Here is a 25,095-nt window from a genome sequence, read left to right on the forward strand (position 1 = left end):
CTGCTACAGCGACGGGTAGTCGGTGTAGCCGCGGTGGTCGCCGCCGAAGAAGCTGGCCGGGTCCGGGGTGTTGTACGGGCCCTCGGCCTTCAGCCGGGCCGGCAGGTCGGGGTTGGCGAGGAAGAGGGCGCCGTAGGCGAGGATGTCCGCGGTGCCGTCCTCGATCAGGGCCAGCGCCTCGGGGCCGGTCGGCCCGTCGGTGGCAGGGTTGAGCACGAGGGTGCCGGAGAACCGCTTGCGCAGGGTGTGGGTCAGCTCGCGGAGCTCGACCCCCGGCTCCATGACGTGCAGGTAGGCGATGCCGATCGAGTCGATCGCCTCGACGAGGGCGGGGTAGAGCTCCTCGGTGTCGGCCTCGGCGATGTCGTTGTAGACGTTGGCCGGGGAGATGCGCAGGCCGGTGCGCTCGGGGCCGATGGCGTCGGCGACGGCCCTGACGACCTCGACGGCGAAGCGGATGCGGTTCTCGACCGGGCCGCCCCACTCGTCCGTCCGGTGGTTGGAGCCGGTGGCGAGGAACTGGTGGACGAGGTAGCCGTTGGCGCCGTGGATCTCGACGCCGTCGAAGCCGGCCTCGACCGCGTTGCGGGCGGCGGTGGCGAAGCCCTCGACGGTCTCACGGATCTCGTCGGCGGTGAGCTCGCGCGGGGCGACGAAGTCGGTGAGCCCCGTGCCGGTGAAGAGCTGTCCGGCCGGGGTCACGGCGGACGGCCCGACGGGGTGCAGCCCCTCACCGAGGACCACCGGGTGGCTGATCCGGCCGGCGTGCATGAGCTGGGCGAAGATCTTCCCACCACGCTCGTGGACGGCGTCGGTGACCTCGCGCCAGGCGGCGACCTGCTCGGCGCTGTGCAGGCCGGGGGTGTTGGGGTAGCCCTGGCCCACGGCCGTCGGCTGGACGCCCTCGGTGATGATCAGTCCGGCGGAGGCGCGCTGCGCGTAGTACTCGGCGGTGAGCGGGGTCGGGACGCGGAGCTCGGCGTCGGCCCGGCTGCGGGTCATGGGGGCCATGGCGATGCGGTTGGCGAGGCGCGTGCCGGCGAGGTCGATGGGGTCGAAGGCGGTGGTCATGGCGGCCCTCCCAAGGGCATATATGGTCGGCCAAGTATTTATGTGGTCGGCCAACCATAAATATATGGTCGGCCAACCATCTCCGTACGGGCCCCACTGTAACCCATCTCTTGGCCGACCAAGTTAATCTGGAACCCAGAACCCTGGAGGAGCGCGCGATGTCCGGAACCGAACCCTTCTGTACCTACCCCGCCACCGAGGGCCTCCCGTCGGCGGCCCGCGGCGGACCGGCCAGCCACGCGCTGTCCCGGGTGGCCCGGCTGCACCGGGTCGCGGCGGCGCGCCTGCTCAAGGAGGCGGAGCTCTATCCGGGCCAGGAGTTCCTGATGATGGCCCTCTGGGACTGCGGGCCGGTGCGCCAGTCGGCACTGATCCAGTCACTGGGGCTGGACCCGTCGACGGTCACCAAAATGCTGCAGCGCCTGGAGCAGTGCGGTCATGTCCGCCGTCGCCCTGACCCGGACGACCGGCGGGCCGTCCTCGTCGAGCCGACGGAGGAGGGCGAGGCCCTCCGGGCCAGGGTCGAGGCGGCCTGGGCGACCCTGGAGGAGCGCACGCTCGCCGGGCTCGACGCCGACGAGCGCACGCAGCTGACCCGGCTGCTCGCCCGCCTGGAGGAGAACCTCTACCGCGAGGCGGGCGGGTGCTGAGCGGCCGCGAGCCCGGCACCGCCCGAAGGGCAGGCCCCGTGAGGCGGTGAGCCGGGGTCGCCCCGCGGATCAGCCCGCCAGGACCTCCAGGGCCCGGTCCACGTCCGCCGAGGAGTTGTAGAGGTGGAACGAGGCCCGCAGATTGCCGGCGCGGGCCGAGAGCAGGACGCCCGCCTCGCGGAGCGCGTCGCGGCGGTCGCCGAGGCCCGGGACGCCGACCACCGTCGAGTCGTCCGCGACCGGGGCGTGGCCGAGCGCGGTGAGACCGGCCCGGAAGCGGGCGGCGAGGGCCTTGTTGTGGGCCTCGATGCGCTCGATGCCCACCTCCTCCAGGAGCGCGAGCGAGCGGGCCGCGCCGTGGTACGACAGGAAGGCCGGAGGCTCGTCGAACCGCCGCGCCGAGCGGGCCAGTTCACGCACCGGGCCGTAGCTGTTGACCCACAGCTCCTCGCCCGTGACCCAGCCGGCGTGGATGGGCAGCAGCGCGTCCTGGGCCTCCTCCGTGACCGTCAGGAAGGACGCGCCGCGCGGGCAGAGCAGGTACTTGTATCCGCCGGAGACGGTGAAGTCCCACTCCCCCGCGTGCAGCGGCAGCCAGCCCGCCGACTGGGTGGCGTCGAGCAGGGTGCGGGCGCCGTGCGCGGTCGCGGCGGCGCGGATCGCGGCGAGGTCGGCGGTCCGGCCGTCGGCCGACTGCACGGCGGAGAAGGCCACGAGCGCGGTCCCGGGCCGTACGGATTCGGCGAGCCGCTCCAGCGGCACGAAGCGGATCTTCAGGTCGCCTCGGAGGCTGAACGGCGTGATGACGGAGGAGAAGTCGCCCTCCGGGAAGAGGATCTCCGCGCCGGCCGGCATGGACTGCGCCACCATGCCGACGTGGACGGAGACCGAGCTGCCGACCGCGACCCGGTCGGGGGTGACGTGGGCGAGGCGGGCGAAGGCGGCCCGGGCCTCGTCGACGACGTCGAAGCTGCCGGCCCCGTCGGGCCGGCCGGCCGCGGTCTCCTCGGCGAGGAGGACGACCGCCTCGATCGTGCGGCGGGGCAGCAGCGCGCAGGCGGAGGTGTTCAGGTACGTCGACGTCGGGGCGAACTCGGCTCCGCCCAAGGGGTCCAGGGAATCCATGGGTCCAGCCTGGGTTCCCCACGATCTTCCGTCAACGGTGATTGATCATGGGGAATCCCCCGGTCCGCCCCGCATACGGGCGCTTCGTGGCCGGCCGTTTCGTGGCCGGCCGTCAGGGTCCGGCCGTCCGTGCCGCCCGGTGGGCCGGTCGGCTCAGCAGTTGCCGCCGTCGATGTCGCAGGCGGCGGCGTCACCGCCGACCGGCTGCAGGGTACGGCCGGCCCACGCCTGCTCCAGGGCCTGGGTGAAGACCTCGGCGGGCTGACCGCCGGAGACGCCGTACTTGCGGTCGAGGACGAAGAACGGCACGCCGTTGGCGCCCAGTTCGGCCGCCTCGCGCTCGTCGGCCCGCACGGCGTCGGCGTACGCGGTCTCGTCGGCGAGCACCGTACGGACCTCGGCCTCGTCGAGACCGGCCTCCACGGCGAGGGTCACCAGGGTTTCGGCGTCGAAGACCGAGCGCTCCTCGGCGAAGTTGGCCCGGTAGGCGAGGTCCAGGAGCTCGTTCTGCCGGCCGTGGTCCTTCGCCAGGTGCAGCAGGCGGTGGATGTCGAAGGTGTTGCCGTGGTCACGGCCCTCCGTGCGGTAGTCCAGGCCCTCCGAGTGGGCGTTGGAGGCGACGTGGGCCTCCATGGCGCGGGCCTCGTCGAGGGTGCGCCCGTACTTCGTGGCGAGCATCTGCAGCACAGGGCCGGTGTCGCCCTTCGGGCGGTTCGGGTCGAGCTCGAAGGAGCGGTGCACGACCTCGATGTCGTCGCGGTGGGCGAAGGCCGCGAGCCCCTTCTCGAAGCGGGCCTTGCCGATGTAGCACCAGGGGCAGGCGATGTCGCTCCAGATCTCGACGCGCATGGTGTGGCTTCTCTCCTGGACGGGGGTGGTGGGCGGGGTGTTCCGTGGCGGGAACGCCCCGACCCGCCGGAATCATTCCGACGCGGGCGCCAGTGTGAGGCGGAGCACGAGGTGGTTCCCGTCGCGCGGGGTGTCGGGGTCGGGCGTCCAACCGCGGGCCGCGTAGAAGGCCTGGGCACGCTCGTTCCGGTCGAACACCTCCAGGCGGGCGGTGCGCTCGCCCGCCGCGCGCCAGGCCTCCGCGCAGGCCTCGTGCAGGGCGGTGCCGACGCCGCCGCGCCAGCGCGCCGGGCGCACATGGAGCTGGGTGAGGTGCATGACACCGTCGCGCACTCCGTAGGCGGCGATCCCCGCGAGCTCGCCGTCCGCGTCCCACGCGCCCAGGACCCGCCCGGCGTCGATGGCCCCCGCCCAGCCCGCGCGCGTGCGGGCGAGCTCCTCGGGTCCCTCGAAGTCGGCGTCCGGGATGTGGCCGCGGTAGTACGTGGCGCGGGCCTCGGCGTGCAGGTCGGCGACGGCGTCGAGGTCGGCGGGGGTCGCGGGGTGGATGCGAAGCGGTGATCCGATCATGAACTCTCAGGACGCGGAGGTCACGGCCACGGTTCCGGGCCGAGGCGCGGACGCGGGCGCGGAGACGGGCACGGGCACGGAGACAGGCACGGGCACGGGCACAAAGACGGCACTGCTGATCAGCGCAGGTCCGCTCGCCCTCACCACGCCGGCCTCGCTGCGGCTGCCGCACCGCCGTTCCCAGGCCCCGTCGTCGAACCTCCGCCTGCCCTTCGGGCGACGACGGGAGCTCGACGACAGGGCCTGGTAGCGGCGGCCCAGCGGTGTCTCGCCGCCCATGCCGGGCGGGGTCAGCGCCGGGGCACGCCCTGCGGGTCGTCGTCCCGGAGTTCCGGCGGGAGCAGGTGCTGCGGGGTCGACTGGTACGCCACCGGCCGCAGCCAGCGCTCGATCGCGGTCGCGCCGACCGACGTGAAGGGCGAGGTGGTGGCCGGGTACGGGCCGCCGTGGTGCTGGGCCTCTGCCACGGCCACGCCGGTCGGCCAGCCGTTGACGAGCACGCGCCCGGCGAGCGGGGTGAGTTCGGCGAGCAGCGAGGCGGCCTCGGGGTCCTCGTCGGCCATCTGGAGGGTGGCGGTGAGGTTGCCGGGCAGCGGGCCGAGGACGGCGGTGAGCTGTTCGCGCGAGCCGTAGCGGGCGACGACCGTCAGCGGGCCGAAGCACTCCTCCAGGAGCGGCTCGTGCCCGCCTTCGGTGAGCAGGGCCGCGTCGACGGTGAGCACACCGGCGCTGACGGTGTGCTCGCCCCCGGCTCCGGGCGTGACGGGCGCGGTCACGCCGGGCAGTCCGGCCCGCTCGCGTACGCCGTCGAGGAAGGCGCCGCGCATCCGCCGGTCGAGCATCACCCCGGGCTCCGTCTCGCTCACCGCGGCGGTGAGGGCGGTCACGAACCGGTCGCCCGCGTCCCCGGCCGGGGCGAGGACGAGGCCGGGCTTCGTGCAGAACTGCCCCTGTCCGAGGGTCATGGAGGCGGCGAGCCCGGCACCGATCTCCTCGGCCCGCTCCTCGGCCGCCGCCTCGGTGATCACCACCGGGTTGAGCGACCCGAGTTCGCCGTGGAAGGGGATGGGTACGGGGCGGGCCGCGGCGGCGTCGAAGAGCGCCCGGCCGCCGCGTACGGAGCCGGTGAAGCCCGCGGCGGCGACCAGCGGGTGGCGGACGAGCCCGACCCCGGCCTCGAAGCCGTGCACGAGGGCGACGACGTCCTCGGGGAGGCCCGCCTTGACGGCGGCCCGGCGCAGCAGGGCCGCGCAGAGTTCGGAGGTGGCCGGGTGGTCGGGGTGCGCCTTGACGACGACGGGGCAGCCGGCGGCCAGCGCGCTCGCGGTGTCCCCGCCGGGGACGGAGAAGGCGAGCGGGAAGTTGCTCGCGGCGTAGACCGCGACGACCCCGAGGGGGATCTTCATGCGTCGCAGGTCGGGGGTGGGCGGCGTGGTGGTGGGGTCGGCCCGGGAGATCCGTACGTCGAGGAAGTCACCTTCGTCGACGATGCCGGCGAAGAAGCGCAACTGGGCGGTGGTACGGGCGAGTTCGCCGGTGAGCCGGACCGGTCCGAGCGCGGTCTCGGCGTCGGCGGCCTCGACGACGTGGTCGCGCGCCTCGTCGAGGAGGTCGGCCGCGGTGCGCAGCAGCGCGGCGCGGGCGGTGCGGTCGGCGAGCGCGGCCCGGGCGGCGTGCGCGGCCCGTACGGCCCGGTCGACCTCCTCACCCGTGGCCTCCACCGCGACCTGCTCCCGCGGCTTCCCCGTCCGGGGGTCCACACTCCACACTGGTTCTGCTGCCACGGCACGCCCCTCGTCCACGTTGTTCGCTATTCTGAACGCGGTCCCTGTAGGTGAATCCGACATCGGGACTCTAGGGACGGCCGAGCCGTCTCCACAAGAGGCTTCATGGGGCTTCCGGACCGGGGCCCCCGGAGAGGGGCGAGGGCGATGGCGACCAACGACGCGGGCGGGGCCCAGGTCAAGTCCGCGGTGCGGACCGTGGAGTTGCTGGAGTACTTCGCCGGACGACCCGGCATGCACTCGCTCGCCGCCGTCCAGGAGGCCGTCGGCTACCCCAAGTCCAGCCTCTACATGCTCCTTCGCACCCTCGTCGAGCTCGGCTGGGTGGAGACCGACGCGACCGGCACCCGGTACGGCATCGGGGTGCGGGCACTCCTCGTCGGCACCTCCTACATCGACGGCGACGAGGTGGTGGCCGCTGCCCGACCCACCCTCGACCGGCTCTCCGACGACACGACCGAGACCATCCACCTGGCGCGGCTGGACGGCACCAACGTCGTCTACCTGGCGACCCGCCAGTCCCAGCACTACCTGCGCCCGTTCACCCGGGTCGGACGCCGGCTGCCCGCCCACTCCACCTCCCTCGGCAAGGCGCTGCTCGCCACCCACAGCGACGAGCAGGTCCGCAAGCTGCTCCCGGAGACGCTGCCCGCGCTCACCGAGCACACGGTCACCGACCGCGAGCAGCTGATCGAGGAACTGCACGTCGTCCGCGAGCAGGGGTACGCGGTCGACCGTGAGGAGAACACGCTGGGCCTGCGCTGCTTCGGCATCGCGATCCCGTACCGGACCCCGGCGCGCGACGCCATCAGCTGCTCGGTGCCGGTGGCCCGGCTGACCCCGGGACACGAACAGCTCATCAAGGACGCCCTGTTCGACGCCCGCGACCGGCTCACCCTGGCGACCCGCAGGCTGTAGGGGGTTCACCTCGACCGGGCCGGATCAGGGGCACCGGACGCCGCGAGCCCGGCGCGGTCGGCAAGCAACCCCCTGGTTCCGCGAGACAGCTCCTCGTCCTGTCCGGCAGCCGCCTCCCCCGTGCGGCGGAGGCGGTTCGTCGTCGCGCAGGAGGTGCCGGGGCGGGGCCCGACGCGAGGGTGGGGGACATGACGACACCGACCCTTCCCACCGCCGGCGCCCCCGCCGCGCCCACCGCTCCCGCGAGCCGGCTGCGCCAGACCCTCCGCGTCCTGGCCGTGCTCGGCTGCCTGCCCTACATCGTCCTCAAGGTCGCCTGGGTGGCCGGCAGCACGGTGGGCATCCCCGAGGGGAGCGTGCTGCTCGACCACCCGACGATGATGATCGTCGCCAACGGCGTCTCCGTGATCGCCGACGCGATCGTCGTCCTCCTCGCGACGCTCCTCACCCGGCCGTGGGGCCTGCGCGTACGGGCCTGGCTGCTGCTGCTCCCGGTGTGGGCGGCGATCGGGCTCATCGCCCCGATCATGGTGGGCTACCCGGCCCAGCTCGTCGTGTCCCTCTTCGCCACGTCCGACACCAGCCCCGCCGCCGCTCCCGTGGCGGACTTCCTCGACACGTGGGTGTTCCCCGTCGTCTACGGCGGCTTCATCGTCCAGGGTCTGAACCTCGGCGTCCTCTTCGTCCTGTACGCCCGGGACCGCTGGGGTCACGTCTGGGCCGGACGCCTCGGCGAGCTGCCCGCCACCGCGAGCGGCCCCGTCCTGCGCGCCTGCGCGGTCGCGGCCGCGGTGCTCGCCCTCGCGCCCGCCACCCTGCACCTGCTGTGGGCCGGCGGCATGACCTGGGGTCTCGCCCCCGACTACGCCGACGGTTACGACGCCGACAAGGCGGTCGTCGACGCCATGCGCGCCTGCTTCCTCGTCGTCGCCTGCCTCGCCGGCCTCGCCCTCGCCCTGCGCCGCCCGGCGGGTCTGCGCGTGCGCGCCGTGATGGGTGCGGCGTGGGTGGCCTCCGGTGCGGCCGGGTGCTGGGGCGCGTACATGACGCTGGTCGCGTCGATGCCGCAGACCGATGGCGGAAAAGAGCCGACGGTGGCGATGGTCAGCACCTACGCTGGCGAAATGATCATCGGATTCCTGCTGGCGGGCTGCCTGGCCGTGGTCCTGAGCCGGCGGAGCCGGACCGCATGAGACGGCTCGGCGGCGTCCTGTTCGGGCAGCGGGCCAGGCGGCGCTGGCTCCATCTCATCCTCGGCGGCGCCGTGTTCATGCCGTACTGGCTGGTGGGCACCGTGGCCGTCGGCCCGTTCACCAGCGGCGGGGCAACCTTCGGGGGCAGCCTCACCGCCCAGCTCGCCGCGTACGCCGTCGGGTTGCCGCTGGCCGCGATCACGGCGCTCTTCCCGCTGACCCGGCCGATGTCGGTGGCGGCGGCCCGGGCGCTGTGCGCAGTGCCGGCCGAGCGCTTCGCGGACGGACCGGCCCGGGGACGCGGGGCGAAGGCCCGTACGGCCGGCTGGTTCGCGCTGCACCTCGGCGTCGGCGCGCTGATCAGCGGGGCGTCGCTGGCCCTGCCCCCGTTCGCGCTCGCCGTGGCGGCGCTGCCGTTCTCGGCGGAGCTGCGGGCCTCCGAGGTCGGCCGCTTCTGGGGCCTGGACCGGCCGTGGCTCGCGTGGGCCGGGCTGCCGCTCGGGATCCTCCTGCTCCTCGGGCTCGCCGCCGCCGCGGCGGCGGCCGGTGCGCTGCTCGCCGGGGCCGCGCCCCGGCTGCTCGGGCCCAGCCCGGCCGACCGGATCGCCGCGGCCGAGCGGCGCGCCGCCGAGCTGGCCGTGCGCAACCGGCTCGCCCGCGAACTGCACGACTCGGTCGGGCACGCGCTGAGCGCCGTCACCCTGCAGGCCGGCGCGGCCCGCCGGGTCCTCGGCACGAGCCCCCGTCGGGACGAGGGTGCCGACCTCGACTTCGTACGGGAGGCGCTCACCGCCATCGAGCTGACCACCCGCCGCACGGTCGGCGAACTCGACGCCGTGCTCGGCCTGTTGCGCAGCGGCGAGGACGACGGCCAGTTCGGGGCGCCGGGTCTGGACGCGCTCGACGCGCTGGTGAGGGGCGCCGGACCGCGGGTGGCCCTCACGGTGCGCGGGGATCTGGCGGGGCTGCCGGAGCGGGTGTCGCGCGAGGCCTACCGGATCGTGCAGGAGGGGCTCACCAACGCCGTGCGGTACGCGCGGGACGAGACGGTGACGGCGCGGATCGCGCTGTCGGGGGACGAACTGGAGATCACGATGGAGAATCCGCTGCCCGGCACGGCGCCGGTGACCCGCCCGGACGGCGGGCGCGGTCTGCGCGGCGTCGCCGAGCGGGCCCGGCTGCTCGGCGGTACGGCCCAGGCGGGTCCGGTGGACGGCGTGTGGCGGCTCGCCGCGCGGCTGCCGGTGGGGGGTGCGCGGTGATCAGGATCGTGCTGGCGGACGACGAGCGGATGGTCCGGACGGCCCTGCGCGTGATCCTCGACGCGGAGCCGGACCTGGAGGTCGTCGGGGAGGCGGCCACCGGCGCCGAGGCCGTGTCGGTGGTGCGGGAGTCGCGGCCCGACGTGGTCCTGATGGACGTGCGGATGCCGGAGATCGACGGGATCCAGGCGACCCGGCAGATCCTGTCCGGTCCCGAGGGGCCCCGGATCGTGGTCGTCACCACCTTCGAGAACGACGCCTACGTGTACGACGCGCTGCGGGTCGGCGCGGCCGGCTTCCTGCTCAAGCGGGCCGCCCCGGAGGAGCTGGTGAGCGCGGTCCGCCTGGTCGCCTCCAGCGACTCGCTGCTCTACCCGGCGGCGGTCCGCGGCCTGGCCGCCGAGCACGCCCGCCGGAATCCGCCGACCGCCCCCGCATGGGCGGACCGGCTCACCGACCGCGAGGCGGAGGTGCTGCGACGGATGGCGAAGGGCCTGACGAACGCGGAGATCGCCGAGGGCATGGGGGTCGGCCCCGCGACGGTGAAGACCCACGTGGCCTCGGTGCTCGCGAAGACGGGTGCCCGGGACCGCACGCAGGCGGTGATCGCGGCGTACGAGTCGGGCTTCATCCGGCCGAACCTCTGACGGGCTCCCACATGAAGGTTCCCTGAGAAACCGGACACATCCGGAACGCCGCCCGCCGGTCCGCTCGTCCCGCATATGGGATGAACAAGACGATCAGGCGTGCCTCGGTCTTCTCGCTTCTCCTGGTGCTCGCCCTGCTCGGCCGGGCCACCTGGGTGCAGGCGTACGAAGGCAAGGCCCTCGCGAACGAGAAGAACAACCGGCGGAAGACCATCGCGCAGTACGCGCAGCCGCTCGGGAACATCGTCGTGGCCGGTTCGCCGGTCACCGGATCGAAGGAGACGAAGGGCGGCGACCTCGCCTACGCGCGCCACTACACCGACGGCGCGCTGTACGCGGCCGTCACCGGCTACAGCTCGCAGGCCTACGGGGCGACCCAGCTGGAGGGCATCTACGCCGACGTCCTCGACGGCACCGACAGCCGGCTGAAGAACCCGCTGGACGCGGTCACCGGCAAGCGGGCGCAGCCGGGCACGGTGCTGACGACGATCGACCCGGCCGTGCAGAAGGCCGGCTACGAGGCGCTGGGGAACAAGAAGGGCGCGGCCGTCGCCATCGACCCCGAGACCGGCCGGATCCTCGGGATGGTGTCGACGCCCTCCTACGACCCGTCGAAGATCGCCGGTCTGACGGACGGGAAGGAGTGGCAGCGGCTCACCGAGGACGAGGACAAGCCGCTGGTGAACCGGGCGCTGCGGCAGCCGCTGCCGCCGGGCTCGACGTTCAAGCTCGTGGTCGCGGCGGCGGCCCTGGAGGACGGGCTCTACGGCTCCGTGGACACGCCGACGGACAGCCCGAACCCGTACACGCTGCCCGGCACGCGGACCGTGCTGAAGAACGAGAACTCCTCCGCACCCTGTGAGAACGCGACCATCCGCACCGCGCTCCGCTACTCCTGCAACAACGTCTTCGCGAAGATGGCCGTGGACCTCGGCCAGGACAAGGTGAAGGCGACGGCGGAGAAGTTCGGCTTCAACGACAAGGAGCTGGACGTCCCCGTCCGCGCCTACGCGAGTGTGTATCCGTCCGACATGGACAAGGCGCAGACGGCGCTGACCGGCATCGGCCAGTTCGATGTGACGGCCACCCCCCTCCAGATGGCGATGGTGTCGGCGGCCCTTGCCAACGACGGTCTCATGGCGAGCCCCCATATGGTCTCCCAGGTCGTCGACTCCGACGGCGACCCCCTGCAGACGTACGAGGACGGGGACACCCGGCGGATCGTCTCCTCCTCCACGGCGCAGCAGTTGCGCAGCGCCATGCGGACCGTGGTCGACGAGGGGACGGGAACCAACGCGGCGATCGACGGCGTGGAGGTCGGCGGCAAGACCGGCACCGCCCAGCACGGCGAGAACAACAGCAAGACGCCGTACGCCTGGTTCACCTCGTACGCGAAGGACCCCGGCACCGGCAAGGAGGTCGCCGTCGCGGTGATGATCGAGGACTCGGGCGCGGCGCGCTCGGAGGTCAGTGGCAACGGGCTCGCGGCGCCGGTGGCGCAGAAGATGATGAAGGCCGCCCTGAAGTGAGCTCGGGCGGACCGAAGTGACGGGAAGCGGGGGCCGGTGGGAAGACGGCCCCCGCTGCACGGTATGCAGGGGGCATGCTCTCGAACGCGCGTCTGCCCCGCTCCCCGTCCGGCTGGACCATGGCCGTCTTCGGCGTCCTCGCCGCCGGCCTGGGCGTGGTGGGCCTCCTGTCCCCCGATACGACGATCCGCCTCATGGGGCTGACGCCCCTGTCCGCGGCGAGCCGCGCGAACGACGACCACACCCTGCTCTTCCTGACGGCCTCCTCGATGGCGGCCCTCAACATGGGCGTCTACTACGTCCTGGCCGCCCTCGCCGACTGGAAGTCCTTCTTCCGCTGGACGGTCCCCTTCCGCCTCCTCACCTGCACCGTCTTCACGCTCGCCGTCGTCACCGGCCGCGCCCCCTCCGGCTTCCTCGGCGTGGGCCTGTGGGAGGGCTCGGGTGCCCTGGTGACGGCTGCGGCGCTGCGGTACGAGTCGCGGCGGGTGGCCCGGGTCAGCGCGTGAGCAGCGCGGCCGTCACCGTGGCCAGGTAGGCGGGGTCGGTCGGCACCGAGCCGGGGACGGCGTGCGCCAGCTGGGCGTGGCCCACGTAGCTGGTGTAGGCGAGGACACCGCGGCGGCGGGCCTCGGGCGGCGGGAAGCCGAGCAGTGCGAAGAGGTGGGCGAGATAGCCGACCCGGCGCTCGGTGACGCGGGCGAGGGCCGCTGCGACGTCGGGGTGGTCGCTCGCGGCGAGCAGCCGCACCTCCAGGGGGTCCTCGGCGGAGGATGCGGTCGCGCCGCGCAGGAGTGCGCCGAGGCGGGCCCCGGGGTCGGGCTCGGCCGCCTCCATGGCGGTGATGATCCGCTCGGTGGACAGCTCCTCCCAGCGGGCCAGGGCCGCCGCGACGAGCGCGTCCCGGTTGGCGAAGTGCCAGTAGAAGCTGCCCTTGGTCGTGCCCAGGCGGGTCGCGAGGGGCTCCACCGCGACCCCGGCGAGGCCGCGTTCGGCGAGCGCGGCGAGGGCCGCGTCCGCCCAGTCGTCGGCGGTGAGGCGCTTGCGGGTGCGCCGTTCCTTGGGGTCCGGGGTCTCGCGCATGGCTCCGTACGGTACCGTACGGTTGGAACATACGCTCCCGTATGGAGGTGCGGTCGTGCGACGCACGCGCAAGGTTCGCAACGTCCACCAGAGAATCGTCCGGGCCCCGGCCGAGGCCGTCGGCGCCCTCGTCGACCGGCTCGCCACACCGGAAGACCCCTTGTTCCCCACCCCAGTCTGGCCCGAGATGGTCCTCGACCGTCCGCTCGCCGTCGGCGCCGCCGGCGGCCACGGCCGGGTCCGCTACCGGGTCACCGCCTACGAGCCGGGCCGGTCGGTGCGGTTCGACACCACCGATCCCGGCATCGGCGAGGGCTACCACCGATTCGACGTCGAGCCCCTCGGCCCGGACCGCTGCCGGGTCTCCCACCTGCTCGAACTGTCCATGGACACCCGGGCGTTCGTCGTGTGGAAGCTGGCGATCCAGCTGGTGCACGACACGATGGTCGAGGAGATCTTCGACAACGTGGAGCGGGCCGCGCTCGGCCGCCTGCCCCACCCGCCGACCCGCCGGACGCCCCGCGCACGACTGCTCAACCGCCTCTTCTGGGCGCGGCCGACCGCCGTCCCCGTCTCCGACGACGCCCGTCTGCTGCACGACGCGGTCGCGCGGCCGGACTTCACCGATGCCTGGCGCATGCCGCTGAAGCCCGGCATGGACCGCGACCCCGCGGCCTGGCGGCACGTCCTGCCCGCCCCGGTCCACGGCGCCGCGGAGCACGAGCTCCTGTTCGGCGAGGACGCCTCCCACATGGACTGGCGCGCCTCCGTCCTGCTCGACGACGACTCCGTGACCCTGGTCAGCGCCGTACGCCTCCACAACGCGCTCGGCCGGCTCCATTTCGCGGTGGCGCGCCCCTTCCACCCGTACATGGCCCGGCTGATGCTGTGGCGGGCGCACCGGCGGGTGGCGTACGCGGCCCGGCCCGCCGGGGAGCGGAACACCACGGCGGTGTAGGGCGGTTGACCGATCCGGAGAGGCCACCTCAGACGCGAGTCTGCGGTCATGCGCGTACCTCTCCATCTGACCGCAGCGCTCGTGTCCGGCTTCGGTACCACGGCGATGTGGCTCGTCTCCGGGATCTGGGTCAAGTCCCTCACCGGCTCCGACAGCCTGGCCGCCCTGACCGCCTTCGCCCTGTGGGCGCCCGCCCTGCTGGGGCCGGTGCTCGGCGCCCTGGTCGACCGGGTGCGCCGGCGCCCGCTGCTCGTGGCGGCGAACCTCGCGATGGCGGGTCTGCTGCCGCTGCTCCTGTGGGTGGACCGGGCGGACCGGGTGTGGCTGCTGTTCGGCGTCCTCGTCGTGTACGGGGCGCAGGGCGCGGTGCACGAGGCCGCGGAGTCCGCGCTCGCGGCCGGGGCGCTCGACCAGGAGCGGCTGGGTGACCTCAACGGGCTGCGGATGACGGTCAACGAGGCCATGAAGCTGGTCGCCCCGCTCGTGGCGGCGGGGCTCTTCGCCCGGTACGGCGGCGGTCCGGTGGCGCTGCTCGACGCGGCCACCTTCGCCGTGGCGGCCGGGGTGTTCACGCTGCTCCGGGTGCGGGAGGAGCGGCCGGTGCCGGGCCGGCGCCCCCGGGTGGCCGACGGCGCCCGGCTGCTGTGGGAGTCGCCGGTGCTGCGGCCGCTGGTGCTCGCGGGCGGCTTCACGATGCTGCTGGCGGGGCTCAACGGGGCCGCGGTCTACGCGGTGGTGGACCGGGGCCTCGGGCACTCCGCCGCGTACGCCGGTGTGCTGTACGCGGCGCAGGGCGCGGGGTCCGTGGTGGCCGGCCTGGCCGCCGGGCCGCTGCTGCGGCGGGTGCCGGAGCGGGGGCTCGCGGCGGCCGGGCTCGGTCTGTTCGCGGTGGGGGCCGCGGCCCGGGCGCTGCCGAACGACACGGTGGCCCTGGGGGCGAGCGCGATCGTCGGACTCGGGCTGCCGTGGGTGCTGATCGCCACGATGACGGCGGTGCAGCGACAGGTGCCGTCGGAGGCGGTGGGGCGGGCGGCCGGCACCGCGCACACCCTGGTCTTCGCGCCGAACGCGGTGGCCCTCGCCCTGGGGGCCGGCCTGATGGCCGTGGTGGACGTGCGGGTGCTGCTGCCGGTGCTCGGCGTGGCCGGGGCGGTCGGCGCGACGGCGCTGGCCACCGTGCGCCCACGGCTCAGCGCAGTGACGTGAGGCCCTTACGTACGGCGGTCAGGTCGGCGTCCGAGGCCAGCCCCGCGTGGTAGAGCCGGAGTTCCGTGGCACCCTCGGCCGCGGCCCGTTCCGCGTCCTCGGCCAGGGCGTGCGGGGCGCCGCCCAGGCCGGTGACGACGGGGAGGCCGGCGGCCAGGACCGTGTGCTCGTGCGCGTGGGCGGCGAAGGGGGCCACGGTCGCGGCCGGGGTCACCACGCCGTCGGCGACGGACAGGACGTGCCCCGGGTCGGTGCCCGCGTTCGCCCCGCAGCGGTACGGGACCGGGTCGGCGTGCAGCAGGACGCGGAAACCGGACGGGGCGGCGGCCCGTACGGCCGTGACGGCCCCCTCCTGGAGGGCGCGGGCGGCGGCCAGGCGCCAGGCGAGTGCCGCGTCCGCGAGCCGGGGCCTCAGGGCGGGGACGGGCCCGGGGGCACCGCGCCAGACCGGTTCCAGGGCGGCGCGGACCGCGGCGGCGAGCTCGTCGGGGTCCGCGCCGTGCGCGCCGTAGCCCGTGCGGCAGGAGGGGCAGAAGCACAGCGACATCAGGTACTGGGCCGGGTCGTCGAGCGGGACTCCGGCCGTCTTGTCGTGGGCGTGCAGGTGCGCGAGGCCGTACCAGCCGCAGGACTCCAGCTCGGTGCCGGCCGTCCCCGGCCGGACCGCGGCCTCGGCCGCGAGGTCCACCAGCAGGGCCCGGACGGCGTCCTGGCCGACGCAGGGCGCCCAGGGGCAGCGGTCGCCGTAGGCGTTCACGACCGAGGTCTCGGGGTGTTCCGCGCCCAGCCGGGAGTTGTGGGCCAGGACGACCCAGCTGTGCACGGCGAGGCCGGTGTCCGCGAGGGCCTCCGACGCCCGGGCGTAGGCGTCGCCGGGCGCCCAGTCGCCCGCCGGGTACGGGGCGAGGGGGCGGTCCCGCCAGCGCGCCGGGTCCGGAGGGTAGAGCGTGGCCGCGTGCGTGGCCGTGACGATCCGGTGCCGGGGGTGGCGGGGCGTCAGGGCGCGGGTCGCATGGTAGGCGGAGGCGAGGGTGACCTGGGCGAGGCCGAGGTCCGCGAGCCGGGCCGGGGCGGCCGGGTCGCCGTCGACGTCCCAGGGGTAGAGGAAGGCACCTGCCCTCATCGTGCCTCCCCGGTGAGCGCCGCCCGGCCGCGTTCGACGATCGCGGCGAGTTCTTCCAGGTGCTCGGGGAGCGGTTCGCTGAGCGGGGGGCGGACCTCGCCGACGTCCAGGCCGTTCATCCGGACCGCTGCCTTGACGAGGGAGACGGCGTATCCGCGTCCGCGGGAGCGGAGTTCGACCAGCGGGCGGTAGAAGGCGTCGATGAGGCGGTGCGCGGTGGGGTCGTCGCCGGTGGCGAGGGCGCGGTGGAAGGCGAGGGCGATGTCGGGCGCGAAGCAGAAGACGGCGGAGGAGTAGAGGGTGACGCCGATGCCCCGGTAGGCGAGGCCGGTGAGTTCGGCGGTGGGCAGCCCGTTGAAGTAGAGGAGGTCGAGCCCGGCGGAGCGGACGGCGCTGACGATCCGCTGCATCAGGTCGAGGTCGCCGAGGCCGTCCTTGAGGCCGATGACACCGGGGGTGCGGGCGAGCGCGACGGCGGTCTCCGGGGTGAGGACGGCGTTGTCGCGCTGGTAGACGACGACGTCGAGCGAGGTGGCGGCGGCGAGTTCGGTGTAGTGGCGCAGCAGGCCCGCCTGGTCGGCGACGACGAGGTACGGGGGCATGGCGAGCAGCCCGTCGGCGCCCGCCTCCTCGGCCAGCTTCGCGTAGCGGACGGCGAGGGCGGTGCCGTAGCCGGCGCCGGCGAGGACGGGTACGCGGCCCGCGCTCTCGGCGACGGCGGCGGCCACGCAGTCGCGGAACTCCTCGGGAGTGAGCGCGTGGAACTCGCCGGTGCCGCAGCAGGCGAAGACCGCGCCCGCGCCGGCGTCGATCCCGGCGCGGACATGGGCGCGGAAGACGCCGAGGTCGAGGTCGCCGTCCGGGCCGAAGGCGGTGACGGGGAAGAAGAGCAGTCCGTCGAGCCGGTCGGCGAGCGGGGGTGTGGTCACGGGCGCTCCCTGTCGTACAAGATTCTGACTACTGTCCATATTCTTGAACAGCATCACGCTAGGGCAGCACGGAAGGACCGGTCAAGAAGCGAAGTCCCTTTGTGGCGCGCGTTCTTGACGCCGACTGGAGCAGTACCTAGCGTGCCGCCGCATCCATGTGTGTGAATCCGGTCTACGGACGGAGATGCCTCCTTGAATCCCGCACCCCGCACCGTCCTGCTCACCGGCGCCGCCGGCGGCGTCGGGACACTGATGCGCAAGCTGCTGCCCGCCTACGGCTACGCGCTCCGCCCGCTCGACATGGCCCCCGTCCCCGGCGCGCCGGACGCGATCGTCGCCGACCTCGCCGACCGCGACGCGCTGCGGGAGGCCGTGCGCGGCGTCGACGCCGTGATCCACCTCGCCGGGATCTCCCTGGAGGCCGGGTTCGACCGGATCGTGGCCGCCAACATCACCGGCCTGCAGCACCTCTACGAGGCCGTGCGCGAGGAGGGCGTGCCCCGCGTCGTCTTCGCCTCCAGCAACCACGCCGTCGGCTTCACCCCCCGCCCCCGCCCCGGCCGGCCCCCGATCCCCGTCGACACCCCGCACCGCCCCGACACGTTCTACGGCCTCTCCAAGGCCTTCGGCGAGGACCTGGCGCAGTTCTACTGGGACCGGCACGGCGTCGAGACCGTCTCCGTGCGGATCGGCTCCTGCTTCCCCGAGCCCACCTCGGTGCGGATGCTCGCCCTGTGGCTGAGCCCGGCCGACTGCGCCCGGCTGCTGCACGCGGCGCTCACCGCGCCCGAGGTCGGCCACACCGTCGTCCACGGGTCCTCCGCCAACACCCGCGAGTGGTGGGACCTCTCCACGGCGCGGGCGCTCGGCTACGAACCCGAGGACGACTCCGAGCCGTACGCCGAGCGGATCATCGCCGAGCAGGGACTGCCGGCGCCCGGCAGCGCCGACGACGTCCACCTGGGCGGGCACTTCTGCGTGGACCCGCCGCGCTGGCCGCACTGATCGCGGACGGTCGGGCACGCGCACGGCGGTCCCGGACGCTCCGGCCCGGGAGCGGGCACCGGAAAAGCACAGGCCCGGCCGGACAATGCGGGGGAGCCGGCCGGGGCCCGGGTCGACGCGTGCGACGCATGACGCTCGCGGACGACTCGACCATACGTTTGGGTCAAGATCGCCGCGAGCCGCGGAACGCGACGCCTGTCCGCAAAACGCGACGGGTCCACACCACCGGAGGCACCCGGACGGCACGGCCCCGCCCGCTCCCCACGGTCACCCCCGCAGGGTGCGCGACGGCGGCTCGCCGAAGCGGGCCCGGTACTGCGCCGCGAACCGGCCCGGGTGGGTGAACCCCCAGCGCCAGGCCACGTCCCCGACGCTCAGCCCGTCCGGGTCGCCCGCCCGCAGCTCCTCGTGGACCCGCTCCAGCCGCACCTCGCGCACGTACGCCATCGGGGACATGCCCACGTGCTCGCGGAACGACTCCTGCAGCCGGCGCACGCTCACCCGGGCGAGGGCGGCGAGCTCGCTGCTCGTGTGCGGGTGCTCGGGGCGCGCCCGCACCGCGTCCATCGCCCGCTTGACCGGCGCCGGCCTGACCGGTCCGCGCGGATGCGCCAGCTCGTCCCGCCAGGGGTGCTCGGCCGCCAGGAGCAGCCCGTTGAGCAGCGCCTCCTGGAGCGGGCGCGCCACCAGCTCGTGGGTGGCGAAGCCGTCCCCCGCGAGCGCCCCGGCCGCCACCTGCCGGGCGAAGCTCACCCAGCCCAGGCCCGGACCGCGGGTGATGTCCAGACGGGGGCCGAGGCTGAGCCCGCGCTCCGGCGCGCGGCCGAGCAGCTGCTCCAGGCGCTGCCGGAGCGCCGCCGCGTCGATCTTGACCGAGAGCGCGCGGCAGTCCCCGCTCCAGCGGTCGAGACTGGTGTCCCCGGCCGGGTCGAGCAGCACCGCCTCCCGCGAAGTGGCGAGCAGCCGGTCCCCGCCGCCCTGGCGCAGCTCCATGGTCCCGCTCATGGGCGCGTTGATGTGGAACGCGCCCAGCTCGCCGAAGCGCATCCGCACGTCCGCGCCGCAGCTGAGGTCGCCGATCATCAGCGGCCCGAGGCCGACCGTGTCGAAGCGCGCGGCGAAGGGACGTTCCCCCCTCTCGATCACGTCCATGAAGTTGGCGTAATAACGCGCGTCGATCTCCTCGCGCGCCTCGTCCACGTCCCGCGTCCGGAAAGAGCTCCCACCCACGATCCGAAAGAATATTCATATGACGGACGTGACCGGGAACGGCAGGATGCCCGTCATGCCACAGCCTCGGGGATTCCTGTACACACGGCGCACGGACGGCACCGTCGTCGTCACCCACCACGGCCGCGCCGCCGCCACCCTGCGCGGCGGCCGCGCGGAGAAGTTCCTGGCTGAGGTCGCCGCCGGGGACCCGCAGCTGGTCATGGCCCGCTGGACGGGCGCGTACAGGTTCGGCAACGAGCGGACCGCCCGCGACCACCCGCGTAACCGGAGTGGCCGAACCGGAGGAAGGTAAGGGAACGGCAAAGGTGCGCCGTTCGTTACCCCGGGCATGACCGCTATGACCCCCGGCTCGAACATCCCTCTCACCGCCGCGCGTGTGGCGGTGGACGTCGCCGCCCCGGTGCGGCTCGACGTCTCGGGCCTGCTGCTCGGCGCCAACGGCAAGGTGCGCTCCGACGACGACTTCATCTTCTACAACCAGCCCGCGGGCCCCGGTGTCACCTACCGGTCCGGCGGCGGCGCGGCGCCCGACGCCATCCTGGTGGACACCACCGCCGTCCCGGCGGGCATCGACAAGATCGTGGTGACCGCGAGCCCGGACGCCGCGGGCCAGACCTTCCAGGGCATCGAGCCCACCGCCACCCTGCGCAACGCCGACGACGGCAGCGTGCTCGCCACCTTCACCCCGCCGCAGCTCGGCACCGAGACGGCGCTCGTGGTCATGGAGATCTATCTCCGCAACGGCGCGTGGAAGGCCCGCGCGGTCGGCCAAGGGTACGCGAACGGGCTCGCCGGGATCGCGACCGACTTCGGCGTGAGCGTGGACGAGGAGCCGACCGCGGCGCCCACGCCGGCCGCGGCCGCCCCGCCGGCCCCGGTGGCGGCCCCCGTCACGCCGTCCGCCCCGCCCGCACCGCCCGCCGCTCCCGCGGCGCCGCCGGCCGGCACCGGGAAGATCAACCTGGACAAGGGCCGGGTCAGCCTCCAGAAGAACCAGACCGTCTCGCTGGTCAAGGGCGGCCGCCCGCTGCTCTCCCAGGTCAAGATGGGCCTCGGCTGGGAGCCGGCCTACCGCGGCAAGGACATCGACCTCGACGCCTCCGTCATCGCCTACGGCCCCCAGCGCAACCACATCGACAGCTGCTACTTCGGCAAGCTGTCCATCCTGAACGGCGCGATCAAGCACTCCGGCGACAACCTGACCGGCGAGGGCGCGGGCGACGACGAGGTCATCGTGGTCGACCTGGGCCGGCTGCCCGCCGACACCACCGGCCTGGTCTTCACCGTGAACTCCTTCTCCGGCCAGAAGTTCACCGAGGTCGCCAAGGCGTACTGCCGCCTCATCGACGCGGCCAGCGGAGAGGAGCTGGTCCGCTTCGACCTGACCACGGCGGAGCCGCAGACGGGCGTGATGATGGCGAAGCTCATCAAGCAGTTCTCCGGCGAGTGGGAGATGACGGCGATGGGCGAGTTCGTGAAGTCCCGGACCGTCCGGGGCATGGTGAAGCCCGCCGCCCAGGCCCTCTGAGGGCCCGCGCAGTCCGTGAACTGACATGTCCGGTGTCAGTTCACGGACGACACCAGGGTTCAGCGGCGGGGCTGCCGGCGCCAGGGGCCGGTGATCGCGAGCATGATGCCCGGGTCCTGGATGTTGGCGAACAGGGTGTCGCCGTCCGGCGAGAAGACCACACCGGTGAACTCGCTGTCGTTCAGGTCGTTGCGGGCGATCGGGTAGGTGCGGCCGCTCTCGGTCGCACCGAAGAGGTGCTGGACGCCCTCGCCGTCCTCGGCGATGACGAGCCCGCCGTACGGGGAGACGGTGATGTTGTCCGGCCCGTCGTACGCGCCGTCCTGGTCCGGCGCGGCGTTCACGCCGAGCAGGACCTGCAGGGTGAGGGTCCGGCGACGCGGGTCGTAGAACCAGACCTGACCGTCGTGCGGGGTGCCGGGGCTCTCCTCACGGGCGTACGAGGAGACGATGTAGGCGCCGCCGTCGGCCCACCACATGCCCTCGAGCTTGCGGGCCCGGGTGATCTCGCCCGCGGCGAACTGCTTGCGGACGGGCAGCGTGCGGGCGTCGCGGTCGGGCACGTCGACCCAGTCCACGCCGTAGACGGTGCCGATCCTCGTCGCGCGGGAGAGGTCGTCGACGAACTGCCCGGCGGAGTCGAAGCACCGGGGGGCCTGGAGCACACCGGCGTCGTCGGCCAGCGTGGCCAGCCGGCCGCGGCCGTGCTCGAAGCCCATCGGCGGCACCCAGCGGAAGAAGAGGCCGTTGGGGCCGGAGGCGTCCTCGGTGAGGTAGGCGTGGCCGCGCTTGGGGTCGATGACGACGGCCTCGTGGGCGTACCGGCCGAAGGCCTTGACCGGCTTCGGGCCCCGGTTGGCACGCCGGTCGTGCGGGTCGACCTCGAAGACGTAGCCGTGGTCCTTGGTCATGCCGTTCTTGCCGGCCAGGTCCTCGGTCTCCTCGCAGGTGAGCCAGGTGCCCCAGGGGGTGCGGCCGCCCGCGCAGTTGGTGGAGGTGCCGGCGATGCCGACCCACTCGGCGACGGTGCCGTCGCGGTGCACCTCGACGACCGTGCAGCCGCCGGAGGCCGCCGGGTCGTAGACCAGGCCCTCGGTGAGCGGGACGGGGTGGGGCCAGTTCTTGCGGGGGCCCTTGAGCTCGTGGTTGTTCACCAGGTAGGTGGTGCCACGCGGGCCGGCGAAGGTCGCGGTGCCGTCGTGGTGGGAGGGCGTGAACTCGCCCGACTCCAGGCGGGTGACGCCGCTGTGGGTGATGACGCGGTACGTGAAGCCCTCCGGCAGCGCGAGGAGGCCGTCCGGGTCGGCGACCAGCTCGCCGTAGCCGAGGCGGTGGCCGTGACCGTGCCCGTGCGCGTCCTCGTGGTCCTCCGCCGCCAGCGCCTGCGGGGCGGTGGCGAGCGTGCCGACGGCGCCCGTGAGGGCGAGCGCGGCGCCCGCGGCGGCGGACTGCTTCGTGAACTCTCTGCGGTTGAGGGACATGACGGTCTTCTCCCTGTCGTCACCCGGTGTCGCGGCACACGGTCGCGCCCCCGTATAAACGGCGATTGAACAGAAAGGCGATCCCTCATGAACCTGCCGACCCCCGGACGGCGCGTCCTCGTCAGCGGTGCGTCGCGCGGTCTGGGCCGCGCGGTGGCCCGGGCCTTCGCGGCCGCCGGCGACCGCGTGGCCGTCCATTACGGCTCGCGCGCCGAGGAGGCCCGTGAGACCCTCGCCTCCCTCGACGGCACCGGCCACACCCTGGTCTCCGGCGACGTATCGGATCCCGCGGACGCGGCGCGGATCGCCGACGCGGCGGCCGAGGCGCTCGGCGGCATCGACGTGCTGGTCAACAACGCGGCCGTCAACCTGCCGCATCCGCCGGCCACCACGCCGTACGAGGAATGGGTGGCGCTGTGGCAGCGCCACGTCTCCGTGAACCTGCTGGGCACGGCCTACCTGAGCCACCAGGCGGCCCGCGCGATGATCGGGGCCGGTACCGGCGGCCGGATCGTCAACATCGGTTCCCGGGGCGCCTTCCGCGGCGAGCCCGACCACCCCGCCTACGGTGCCACGAAAGCGGCCGTGCACGCGCTCGGCCAGTCCCTGGCGGTCTCCCTCGCCCCGCACGGCATCGGGGTGGCCTCGGTCGCCCCGGGCTTCTTCGCCACCGAACGTGTCGCGCCGCGCCTGACCGGCCCGGAGGGCGAGGCCATCCGCGCCCAGAGCCCCTTCGGGCGGGTGGCCGGCCCCGAGGAGATCGCCGCGGCGGTCCTGTGGCTGGCCTCGCCCGAGGCCGAGTGGGCCTCGGGGACGGTCCTGGACATGAACGGAGCCTCGTACCTGCGGACGTGAGGGGACGGCGGGCGCCTCACCACCCTGCCCTCCTCCGCGTACGGCCGACGCCTCCCGCCCCTCGTCCGACCGGGCGGCGCCTCCTGTCCCTCGTCCGACCGGGCGGCGCCTCCCGCCCCTCGTCCGACCCGGCTCAGCCGCGCCGCGACCTCGCCTTGAAGGCGGCCTTCCGGGCCTCCTTCGCCGAGGGCTTGTCGCGGTGCAGGCGGCCCATGGCCTCCAGGACGTCCGCCGTCGCGGGGTGCTCGACGCGCCACGCCGCCTCGAAGAAGCCGCCGTGGCGACCTGTCAGGCCCTCGATGAGGTCCTGGAGTTCCGCCAGGTCCCCGTCGGCGTCCAGATGGGCGGCGATCGTGTCGACGGCCAACCAGAAGATCATCGACTCCGGCGGGGCGGGCACGTCGGCCGCGCCGCGCTCGGCGAGCCAGACCCGGGCGAGGCCGCCCAGCTCGGCGTCGTCCAGGACCTCGCGTACGGCCGGCTCGGCCTCGGCGCCGACGAGCGACAGGGCCTGCTGGGCGTGCAGCCGTCGCAGCGGGGCGCCGGGGTCGGTGCCCCGCGCGGCGGCGAGGAGCTCGCGGGCGGCGCCGAGGGCGTCCCGGCCGGCGAGCCAACCGGTGGTCTCGGCCCGGGCCGCGTCCTGCGGATAGCCGGCGATGCCGTCGAGGAGCACGTCGGCGCCCTTGTCGGCGAGTTCACCGACGGCGGGCACGACGAGGCCGGCCTCCAGCATCCGGGCGCGGACGCCGTACAGGCCGAGGGGGGTGAGCCGGACCATGCCGTAACGGGTGACGTCCTCGTCGTCCACGGGCGGCGCGGGCTCCTCGCCCTCCTCGGCCATCAGGGCCTCGTCGACCGGCTGGTACGCGACGAGCCCGATGGACTCCAGGATCCGGAACTGCTCGTCGAGCCGCATCATCGCGTCGGAGACCTGCTCCAGGACGTCGTCGGTGGGCTCGTTCATGTCGTCGGGGACCACCATGGACGCGGCGAGCGCGGGCAGCGGCACGGGCCCTTCGCCGGCGCCGCCCTCGCTGACGGTCAGCAGGTAGAGGTTGCCGAGGATGCCCTCCAGGAACTCGGCCTCGCCCTCCGGGTCCCAGCCGAGGGCCTCGAAGTCGATCTCGCCGTCCGCGCCGACGATCGCGTCGAGGTCGTCGAAGTACGGCGCGGCGGCGTCGGAGAAGACCGCGTCGAAGCCGTCGAGCCAGATGCCGAGGACGTCCTGGGGCGAGCCGCCGGTGAGCAGCGCGAGGTTCTCGCCGGTCGTGGCCCGGCCGGGCTCGTCGTCGCTCGCGCCGTCCTCGACGTCGACCAGGCCGGTGTCGACGGCCAGGCGCCAGGCCTCGCTCGCGTACACCTCGCCGTCCTCGTCGGCGGCCAGGCCGAGCGCCTCGGCGGCGGCGGGCAGCTGCTCGTCGACGAGTTCGCCGCCGGCGCCCACCCGCGTCTCGGGGCCGGCCCAACGGGCGAGCCGCACGGCACGGGTGAGGAGGGGGGCGGCCAGGGCGTCCCGCGCCAGTTCCGCGTCCGCGCGCAGCCGAACGGGGGGAAGGGTCGGACGGTCCGGTGCCATCTGGGGTGTTCTCCTCGACGGGGCTACGGGTGTGCTTCGAAGGCCTTCAGCGTAGACGCAATCGGGGGACGGTCCGGCGGTTCACGGAGGCGTCAGCCTTCGTACACGGTTCCTCTCGTCGGTCGGGCGCGGTCGGCCGGCCCCCGCGAACGGGATTCGTGTTCCGGTGGCCCTCCGCCCGCCTCGAGGGCGGGGGAACAGCACGAGCCGGTCACTGCGGCGCGGTCGAGTCCGCCGCCCGGGTCGGGCGTGCTCGCCGTCCCAGGTGGAACCGTGGTCCCGCGTGACCTCGGGGCGAGCGAAGTCCGGGGCCCCGGCAGCTCTCCGCTCCACCGTCCGCTGGTGCGGTGCGGGGGCGTCCGCTGGTGCGGGGGGTCGCACAGGGCCGACGGCGTGCCCGGTACCCGAGGGCGTGCCCGCCGATCGCCACCGCGGCACCGCGGCACCGCGATGCCGGGTGACGGTGGTTCCGGCCGGAGGGGAAGCGTAGGCGGGGTCCACGGCGACGACGACCGGGCCC

25 protein-coding genes are annotated in these 25,095 nt (G+C 74.2%); 14 read left to right on the forward strand and 11 right to left on the reverse strand.

Annotation, left to right across the window (positions count from 1 at the left end; all coding sequences use genetic code 11):
* Positions 1–3: 3 nt before the first annotated feature.
* Entirely contained in the window at positions 4–1,071 is a 1,068-nt protein-coding gene (locus AB0M16_RS11660; protein ID WP_365341455.1) for an alkene reductase, read from the reverse strand.
* A gap of 158 nt (positions 1,072–1,229) precedes the next feature.
* On the opposite strand from AB0M16_RS11660, the gene AB0M16_RS11665 reads away from it, so the two are divergent.
* Positions 1,230–1,721, forward strand: a complete 492-nt coding sequence (locus AB0M16_RS11665; protein WP_365341457.1) for a MarR family winged helix-turn-helix transcriptional regulator — start codon at positions 1,230–1,232, stop codon at positions 1,719–1,721.
* 69 nt (positions 1,722–1,790) lie between these two features.
* Here AB0M16_RS11665 and AB0M16_RS11670 read toward each other — a convergent pair whose 3' ends face one another.
* The 3 genes from AB0M16_RS11670 to AB0M16_RS11680 form a co-directional block, all read right to left on the reverse strand.
* Positions 1,791–2,846, reverse strand: coding sequence for an aminotransferase class V-fold PLP-dependent enzyme (locus AB0M16_RS11670; protein WP_365341460.1), 1,056 nt, complete (start codon positions 2,844–2,846; stop codon positions 1,791–1,793).
* Between the two features lie 153 nt (positions 2,847–2,999).
* On the reverse strand, positions 3,000–3,695 hold the full coding sequence (locus AB0M16_RS11675; protein WP_365341462.1) for a DsbA family oxidoreductase: 696 nt from the start codon (positions 3,693–3,695) through the stop codon (positions 3,000–3,002).
* 72 nt (positions 3,696–3,767) lie between these two features.
* Positions 3,768–4,265, reverse strand: coding sequence for a GNAT family N-acetyltransferase (locus AB0M16_RS11680; protein WP_365341464.1), 498 nt, complete (start codon positions 4,263–4,265; stop codon positions 3,768–3,770).
* Between AB0M16_RS11680 and AB0M16_RS11685 the strand changes: the two genes are divergently transcribed.
* Complete coding sequence (locus AB0M16_RS11685) at positions 4,264–4,515, forward strand: hypothetical protein (RefSeq protein WP_365341466.1); 252 nt, start codon at positions 4,264–4,266, stop codon at positions 4,513–4,515. The genes AB0M16_RS11680 and AB0M16_RS11685 overlap by 2 nt on opposite strands.
* A gap of 40 nt (positions 4,516–4,555) precedes the next feature.
* Here AB0M16_RS11685 and AB0M16_RS11690 read toward each other — a convergent pair whose 3' ends face one another.
* Positions 4,556–6,049: an aldehyde dehydrogenase (NADP(+)) gene (locus tag AB0M16_RS11690; protein ID WP_365341468.1), complete on the reverse strand. Its 1,494-nt coding sequence runs from the start codon at positions 6,047–6,049 to the stop codon at positions 4,556–4,558.
* Between the two features lie 147 nt (positions 6,050–6,196).
* Here AB0M16_RS11690 and AB0M16_RS11695 point away from each other — a divergent pair, with 147 nt between their 5' ends.
* The 6 genes from AB0M16_RS11695 (at position 6,197) to AB0M16_RS11720 (ending at position 12,107) form a co-directional block, all read left to right on the forward strand.
* Entirely contained in the window at positions 6,197–6,967 is a 771-nt protein-coding gene (locus AB0M16_RS11695; protein ID WP_365341470.1) for an IclR family transcriptional regulator, read from the forward strand.
* 188 nt (positions 6,968–7,155) lie between these two features.
* Positions 7,156–8,160, forward strand: coding sequence for a hypothetical protein (locus tag AB0M16_RS11700; protein WP_365341472.1), 1,005 nt, complete (start codon positions 7,156–7,158; stop codon positions 8,158–8,160).
* Positions 8,157–9,422, forward strand: coding sequence for a histidine kinase (locus AB0M16_RS11705; protein WP_365341474.1), 1,266 nt, complete (start codon positions 8,157–8,159; stop codon positions 9,420–9,422). Before AB0M16_RS11700 ends, AB0M16_RS11705 begins: the two co-directional genes overlap by 4 nt.
* Before the next feature lie 29 nt (positions 9,423–9,451).
* Positions 9,452–10,069 carry a response regulator transcription factor gene (locus AB0M16_RS11710; RefSeq protein WP_365341816.1) on the forward strand — a complete coding sequence of 206 codons (618 nt, stop codon included), beginning with the start codon at positions 9,452–9,454 and terminating at the stop codon, positions 10,067–10,069.
* An 80-nt stretch (positions 10,070–10,149) separates the two neighbouring features.
* The gene (locus AB0M16_RS11715; RefSeq protein ID WP_365341477.1) at positions 10,150–11,598 is read left to right on the forward strand and encodes a penicillin-binding transpeptidase domain-containing protein; all 1,449 of its coding nucleotides are present in this window, start codon (positions 10,150–10,152) and stop codon (positions 11,596–11,598) included.
* A 74-nt stretch (positions 11,599–11,672) separates the two neighbouring features.
* Positions 11,673–12,107 carry a hypothetical protein gene (locus AB0M16_RS11720; RefSeq protein ID WP_365341479.1) on the forward strand — a complete coding sequence of 145 codons (435 nt, stop codon included), beginning with the start codon at positions 11,673–11,675 and terminating at the stop codon, positions 12,105–12,107.
* Here AB0M16_RS11720 and AB0M16_RS11725 read toward each other — a convergent pair.
* Entirely contained in the window at positions 12,097–12,681 is a 585-nt protein-coding gene (locus AB0M16_RS11725) for a TetR/AcrR family transcriptional regulator (RefSeq protein WP_365341481.1), read from the reverse strand. The genes AB0M16_RS11720 and AB0M16_RS11725 overlap by 11 nt on opposite strands.
* Before the next feature lie 55 nt (positions 12,682–12,736).
* Here AB0M16_RS11725 and AB0M16_RS11730 point away from each other — a divergent pair, with 55 nt between their 5' ends.
* Both AB0M16_RS11730 and AB0M16_RS11735 read left to right on the forward strand, forming a co-directional pair.
* A complete protein-coding gene (locus tag AB0M16_RS11730) occupies positions 12,737–13,639 on the forward strand; it encodes a DUF2867 domain-containing protein (protein ID WP_365341483.1) in 903 nt (300 codons plus the stop codon).
* A 48-nt stretch (positions 13,640–13,687) separates the two neighbouring features.
* Complete coding sequence (locus AB0M16_RS11735) at positions 13,688–14,845, forward strand: MFS transporter (RefSeq protein WP_365341484.1); 1,158 nt, start codon at positions 13,688–13,690, stop codon at positions 14,843–14,845.
* Here the strand turns inward: AB0M16_RS11735 and AB0M16_RS11740 are convergent.
* Together AB0M16_RS11740 and AB0M16_RS11745 are read right to left on the reverse strand one after the other, a co-directional pair.
* Positions 14,829–15,968: a hypothetical protein gene (locus AB0M16_RS11740; protein WP_365341486.1), complete on the reverse strand. Its 1,140-nt coding sequence runs from the start codon at positions 15,966–15,968 to the stop codon at positions 14,829–14,831. The genes AB0M16_RS11735 and AB0M16_RS11740 overlap by 17 nt on opposite strands.
* A complete protein-coding gene (locus AB0M16_RS11745) occupies positions 15,965–16,897 on the reverse strand; it encodes a 5-dehydro-4-deoxyglucarate dehydratase (protein ID WP_365341488.1) in 933 nt (310 codons plus the stop codon). The genes AB0M16_RS11740 and AB0M16_RS11745 overlap by 4 nt, the downstream gene beginning before the upstream one ends.
* A 192-nt stretch (positions 16,898–17,089) precedes the next feature.
* Between AB0M16_RS11745 and AB0M16_RS11750 the strand changes: the two genes are divergently transcribed.
* On the forward strand, positions 17,090–17,902 hold the full coding sequence (locus AB0M16_RS11750) for an NAD(P)-dependent oxidoreductase (protein WP_365341490.1): 813 nt from the start codon (positions 17,090–17,092) through the stop codon (positions 17,900–17,902).
* Positions 17,903–18,169: 267 nt separating this feature from the next.
* Here AB0M16_RS11750 and AB0M16_RS11755 read toward each other — a convergent pair whose 3' ends face one another.
* A complete protein-coding gene (locus tag AB0M16_RS11755; protein ID WP_365341492.1) occupies positions 18,170–19,132 on the reverse strand; it encodes an AraC family transcriptional regulator in 963 nt (320 codons plus the stop codon).
* Between the two features lie 55 nt (positions 19,133–19,187).
* Here AB0M16_RS11755 and AB0M16_RS11760 point away from each other — a divergent pair, with 55 nt between their 5' ends.
* Complete coding sequence (locus AB0M16_RS11760; protein ID WP_365341494.1) at positions 19,188–19,427, forward strand: hypothetical protein; 240 nt, start codon at positions 19,188–19,190, stop codon at positions 19,425–19,427.
* A gap of 36 nt (positions 19,428–19,463) precedes the next feature.
* Complete coding sequence (locus AB0M16_RS11765; RefSeq protein ID WP_365341496.1) at positions 19,464–20,663, forward strand: TerD family protein; 1,200 nt, start codon at positions 19,464–19,466, stop codon at positions 20,661–20,663.
* A 59-nt stretch (positions 20,664–20,722) separates the two neighbouring features.
* On the opposite strand, the gene AB0M16_RS11770 is transcribed toward AB0M16_RS11765, so the two are convergent.
* Positions 20,723–22,144 carry an alkaline phosphatase PhoX gene (locus AB0M16_RS11770; RefSeq protein WP_365341497.1) on the reverse strand — a complete coding sequence of 474 codons (1,422 nt, stop codon included), beginning with the start codon at positions 22,142–22,144 and terminating at the stop codon, positions 20,723–20,725.
* 87 nt (positions 22,145–22,231) lie between these two features.
* On the opposite strand from AB0M16_RS11770, the gene AB0M16_RS11775 reads away from it, so the two are divergent.
* Complete coding sequence (locus AB0M16_RS11775) at positions 22,232–22,999, forward strand: SDR family oxidoreductase (protein ID WP_365341499.1); 768 nt, start codon at positions 22,232–22,234, stop codon at positions 22,997–22,999.
* Between the two features lie 133 nt (positions 23,000–23,132).
* Here the strand turns inward: AB0M16_RS11775 and AB0M16_RS11780 are convergent, their stop codons facing one another.
* Entirely contained in the window at positions 23,133–24,575 is a 1,443-nt protein-coding gene (locus AB0M16_RS11780) for a hypothetical protein (protein ID WP_365341501.1), read from the reverse strand.
* Positions 24,576–25,095: the final 520 nt, after the last annotated feature.

This window comes from Streptomyces sp. NPDC051921, from assembly GCF_040680975.1.
Classification (GTDB): Bacteria; Actinomycetota; Actinomycetes; order Streptomycetales; family Streptomycetaceae; genus Streptomyces.

What these genes read in the sequence shown, in the direction of transcription:
- AB0M16_RS11680 (WP_365341464.1), bottom strand. Translation starts at nt 4,265, where the DNA reads ATGATCGGATCACCGCTTCGCATCCACCCCGCGACCCCCGCCGACCTC.
- AB0M16_RS11710 (WP_365341816.1), top strand. Translation starts at nt 9,452, where the DNA reads ATGGTCCGGACGGCCCTGCGCGTGATCCTCGACGCGGAGCCGGACCTG.
- AB0M16_RS11660 (WP_365341455.1), bottom strand. Translation starts at nt 1,071, where the DNA reads ATGACCACCGCCTTCGACCCCATCGACCTCGCCGGCACGCGCCTCGCC.
- AB0M16_RS11775 (WP_365341499.1), top strand. Translation starts at nt 22,232, where the DNA reads ATGAACCTGCCGACCCCCGGACGGCGCGTCCTCGTCAGCGGTGCGTCG.
- AB0M16_RS11695 (WP_365341470.1), top strand. Translation starts at nt 6,197, where the DNA reads ATGGCGACCAACGACGCGGGCGGGGCCCAGGTCAAGTCCGCGGTGCGG.
- AB0M16_RS11665 (WP_365341457.1), top strand. Translation starts at nt 1,230, where the DNA reads ATGTCCGGAACCGAACCCTTCTGTACCTACCCCGCCACCGAGGGCCTC.
- AB0M16_RS11740 (WP_365341486.1), bottom strand. Translation starts at nt 15,968, where the DNA reads ATGAGGGCAGGTGCCTTCCTCTACCCCTGGGACGTCGACGGCGACCCG.
- AB0M16_RS11780 (WP_365341501.1), bottom strand. Translation starts at nt 24,575, where the DNA reads ATGGCACCGGACCGTCCGACCCTTCCCCCCGTTCGGCTGCGCGCGGAC.
- AB0M16_RS11760 (WP_365341494.1), top strand. Translation starts at nt 19,188, where the DNA reads ATGCCACAGCCTCGGGGATTCCTGTACACACGGCGCACGGACGGCACC.
- AB0M16_RS11700 (WP_365341472.1), top strand. Translation starts at nt 7,156, where the DNA reads ATGACGACACCGACCCTTCCCACCGCCGGCGCCCCCGCCGCGCCCACC.
- AB0M16_RS11705 (WP_365341474.1), top strand. Translation starts at nt 8,157, where the DNA reads ATGAGACGGCTCGGCGGCGTCCTGTTCGGGCAGCGGGCCAGGCGGCGC.
- AB0M16_RS11670 (WP_365341460.1), bottom strand. Translation starts at nt 2,846, where the DNA reads ATGGATTCCCTGGACCCCTTGGGCGGAGCCGAGTTCGCCCCGACGTCG.
- AB0M16_RS11675 (WP_365341462.1), bottom strand. Translation starts at nt 3,695, where the DNA reads ATGCGCGTCGAGATCTGGAGCGACATCGCCTGCCCCTGGTGCTACATC.
- AB0M16_RS11735 (WP_365341484.1), top strand. Translation starts at nt 13,688, where the DNA reads ATGCGCGTACCTCTCCATCTGACCGCAGCGCTCGTGTCCGGCTTCGGT.
- AB0M16_RS11765 (WP_365341496.1), top strand. Translation starts at nt 19,464, where the DNA reads ATGACCGCTATGACCCCCGGCTCGAACATCCCTCTCACCGCCGCGCGT.
- AB0M16_RS11715 (WP_365341477.1), top strand. Translation starts at nt 10,150, where the DNA reads ATGAACAAGACGATCAGGCGTGCCTCGGTCTTCTCGCTTCTCCTGGTG.
- AB0M16_RS11725 (WP_365341481.1), bottom strand. Translation starts at nt 12,681, where the DNA reads ATGCGCGAGACCCCGGACCCCAAGGAACGGCGCACCCGCAAGCGCCTC.
- AB0M16_RS11770 (WP_365341497.1), bottom strand. Translation starts at nt 22,144, where the DNA reads ATGTCCCTCAACCGCAGAGAGTTCACGAAGCAGTCCGCCGCCGCGGGC.
- AB0M16_RS11685 (WP_365341466.1), top strand. Translation starts at nt 4,264, where the DNA reads ATGAACTCTCAGGACGCGGAGGTCACGGCCACGGTTCCGGGCCGAGGC.
- AB0M16_RS11720 (WP_365341479.1), top strand. Translation starts at nt 11,673, where the DNA reads ATGCTCTCGAACGCGCGTCTGCCCCGCTCCCCGTCCGGCTGGACCATG.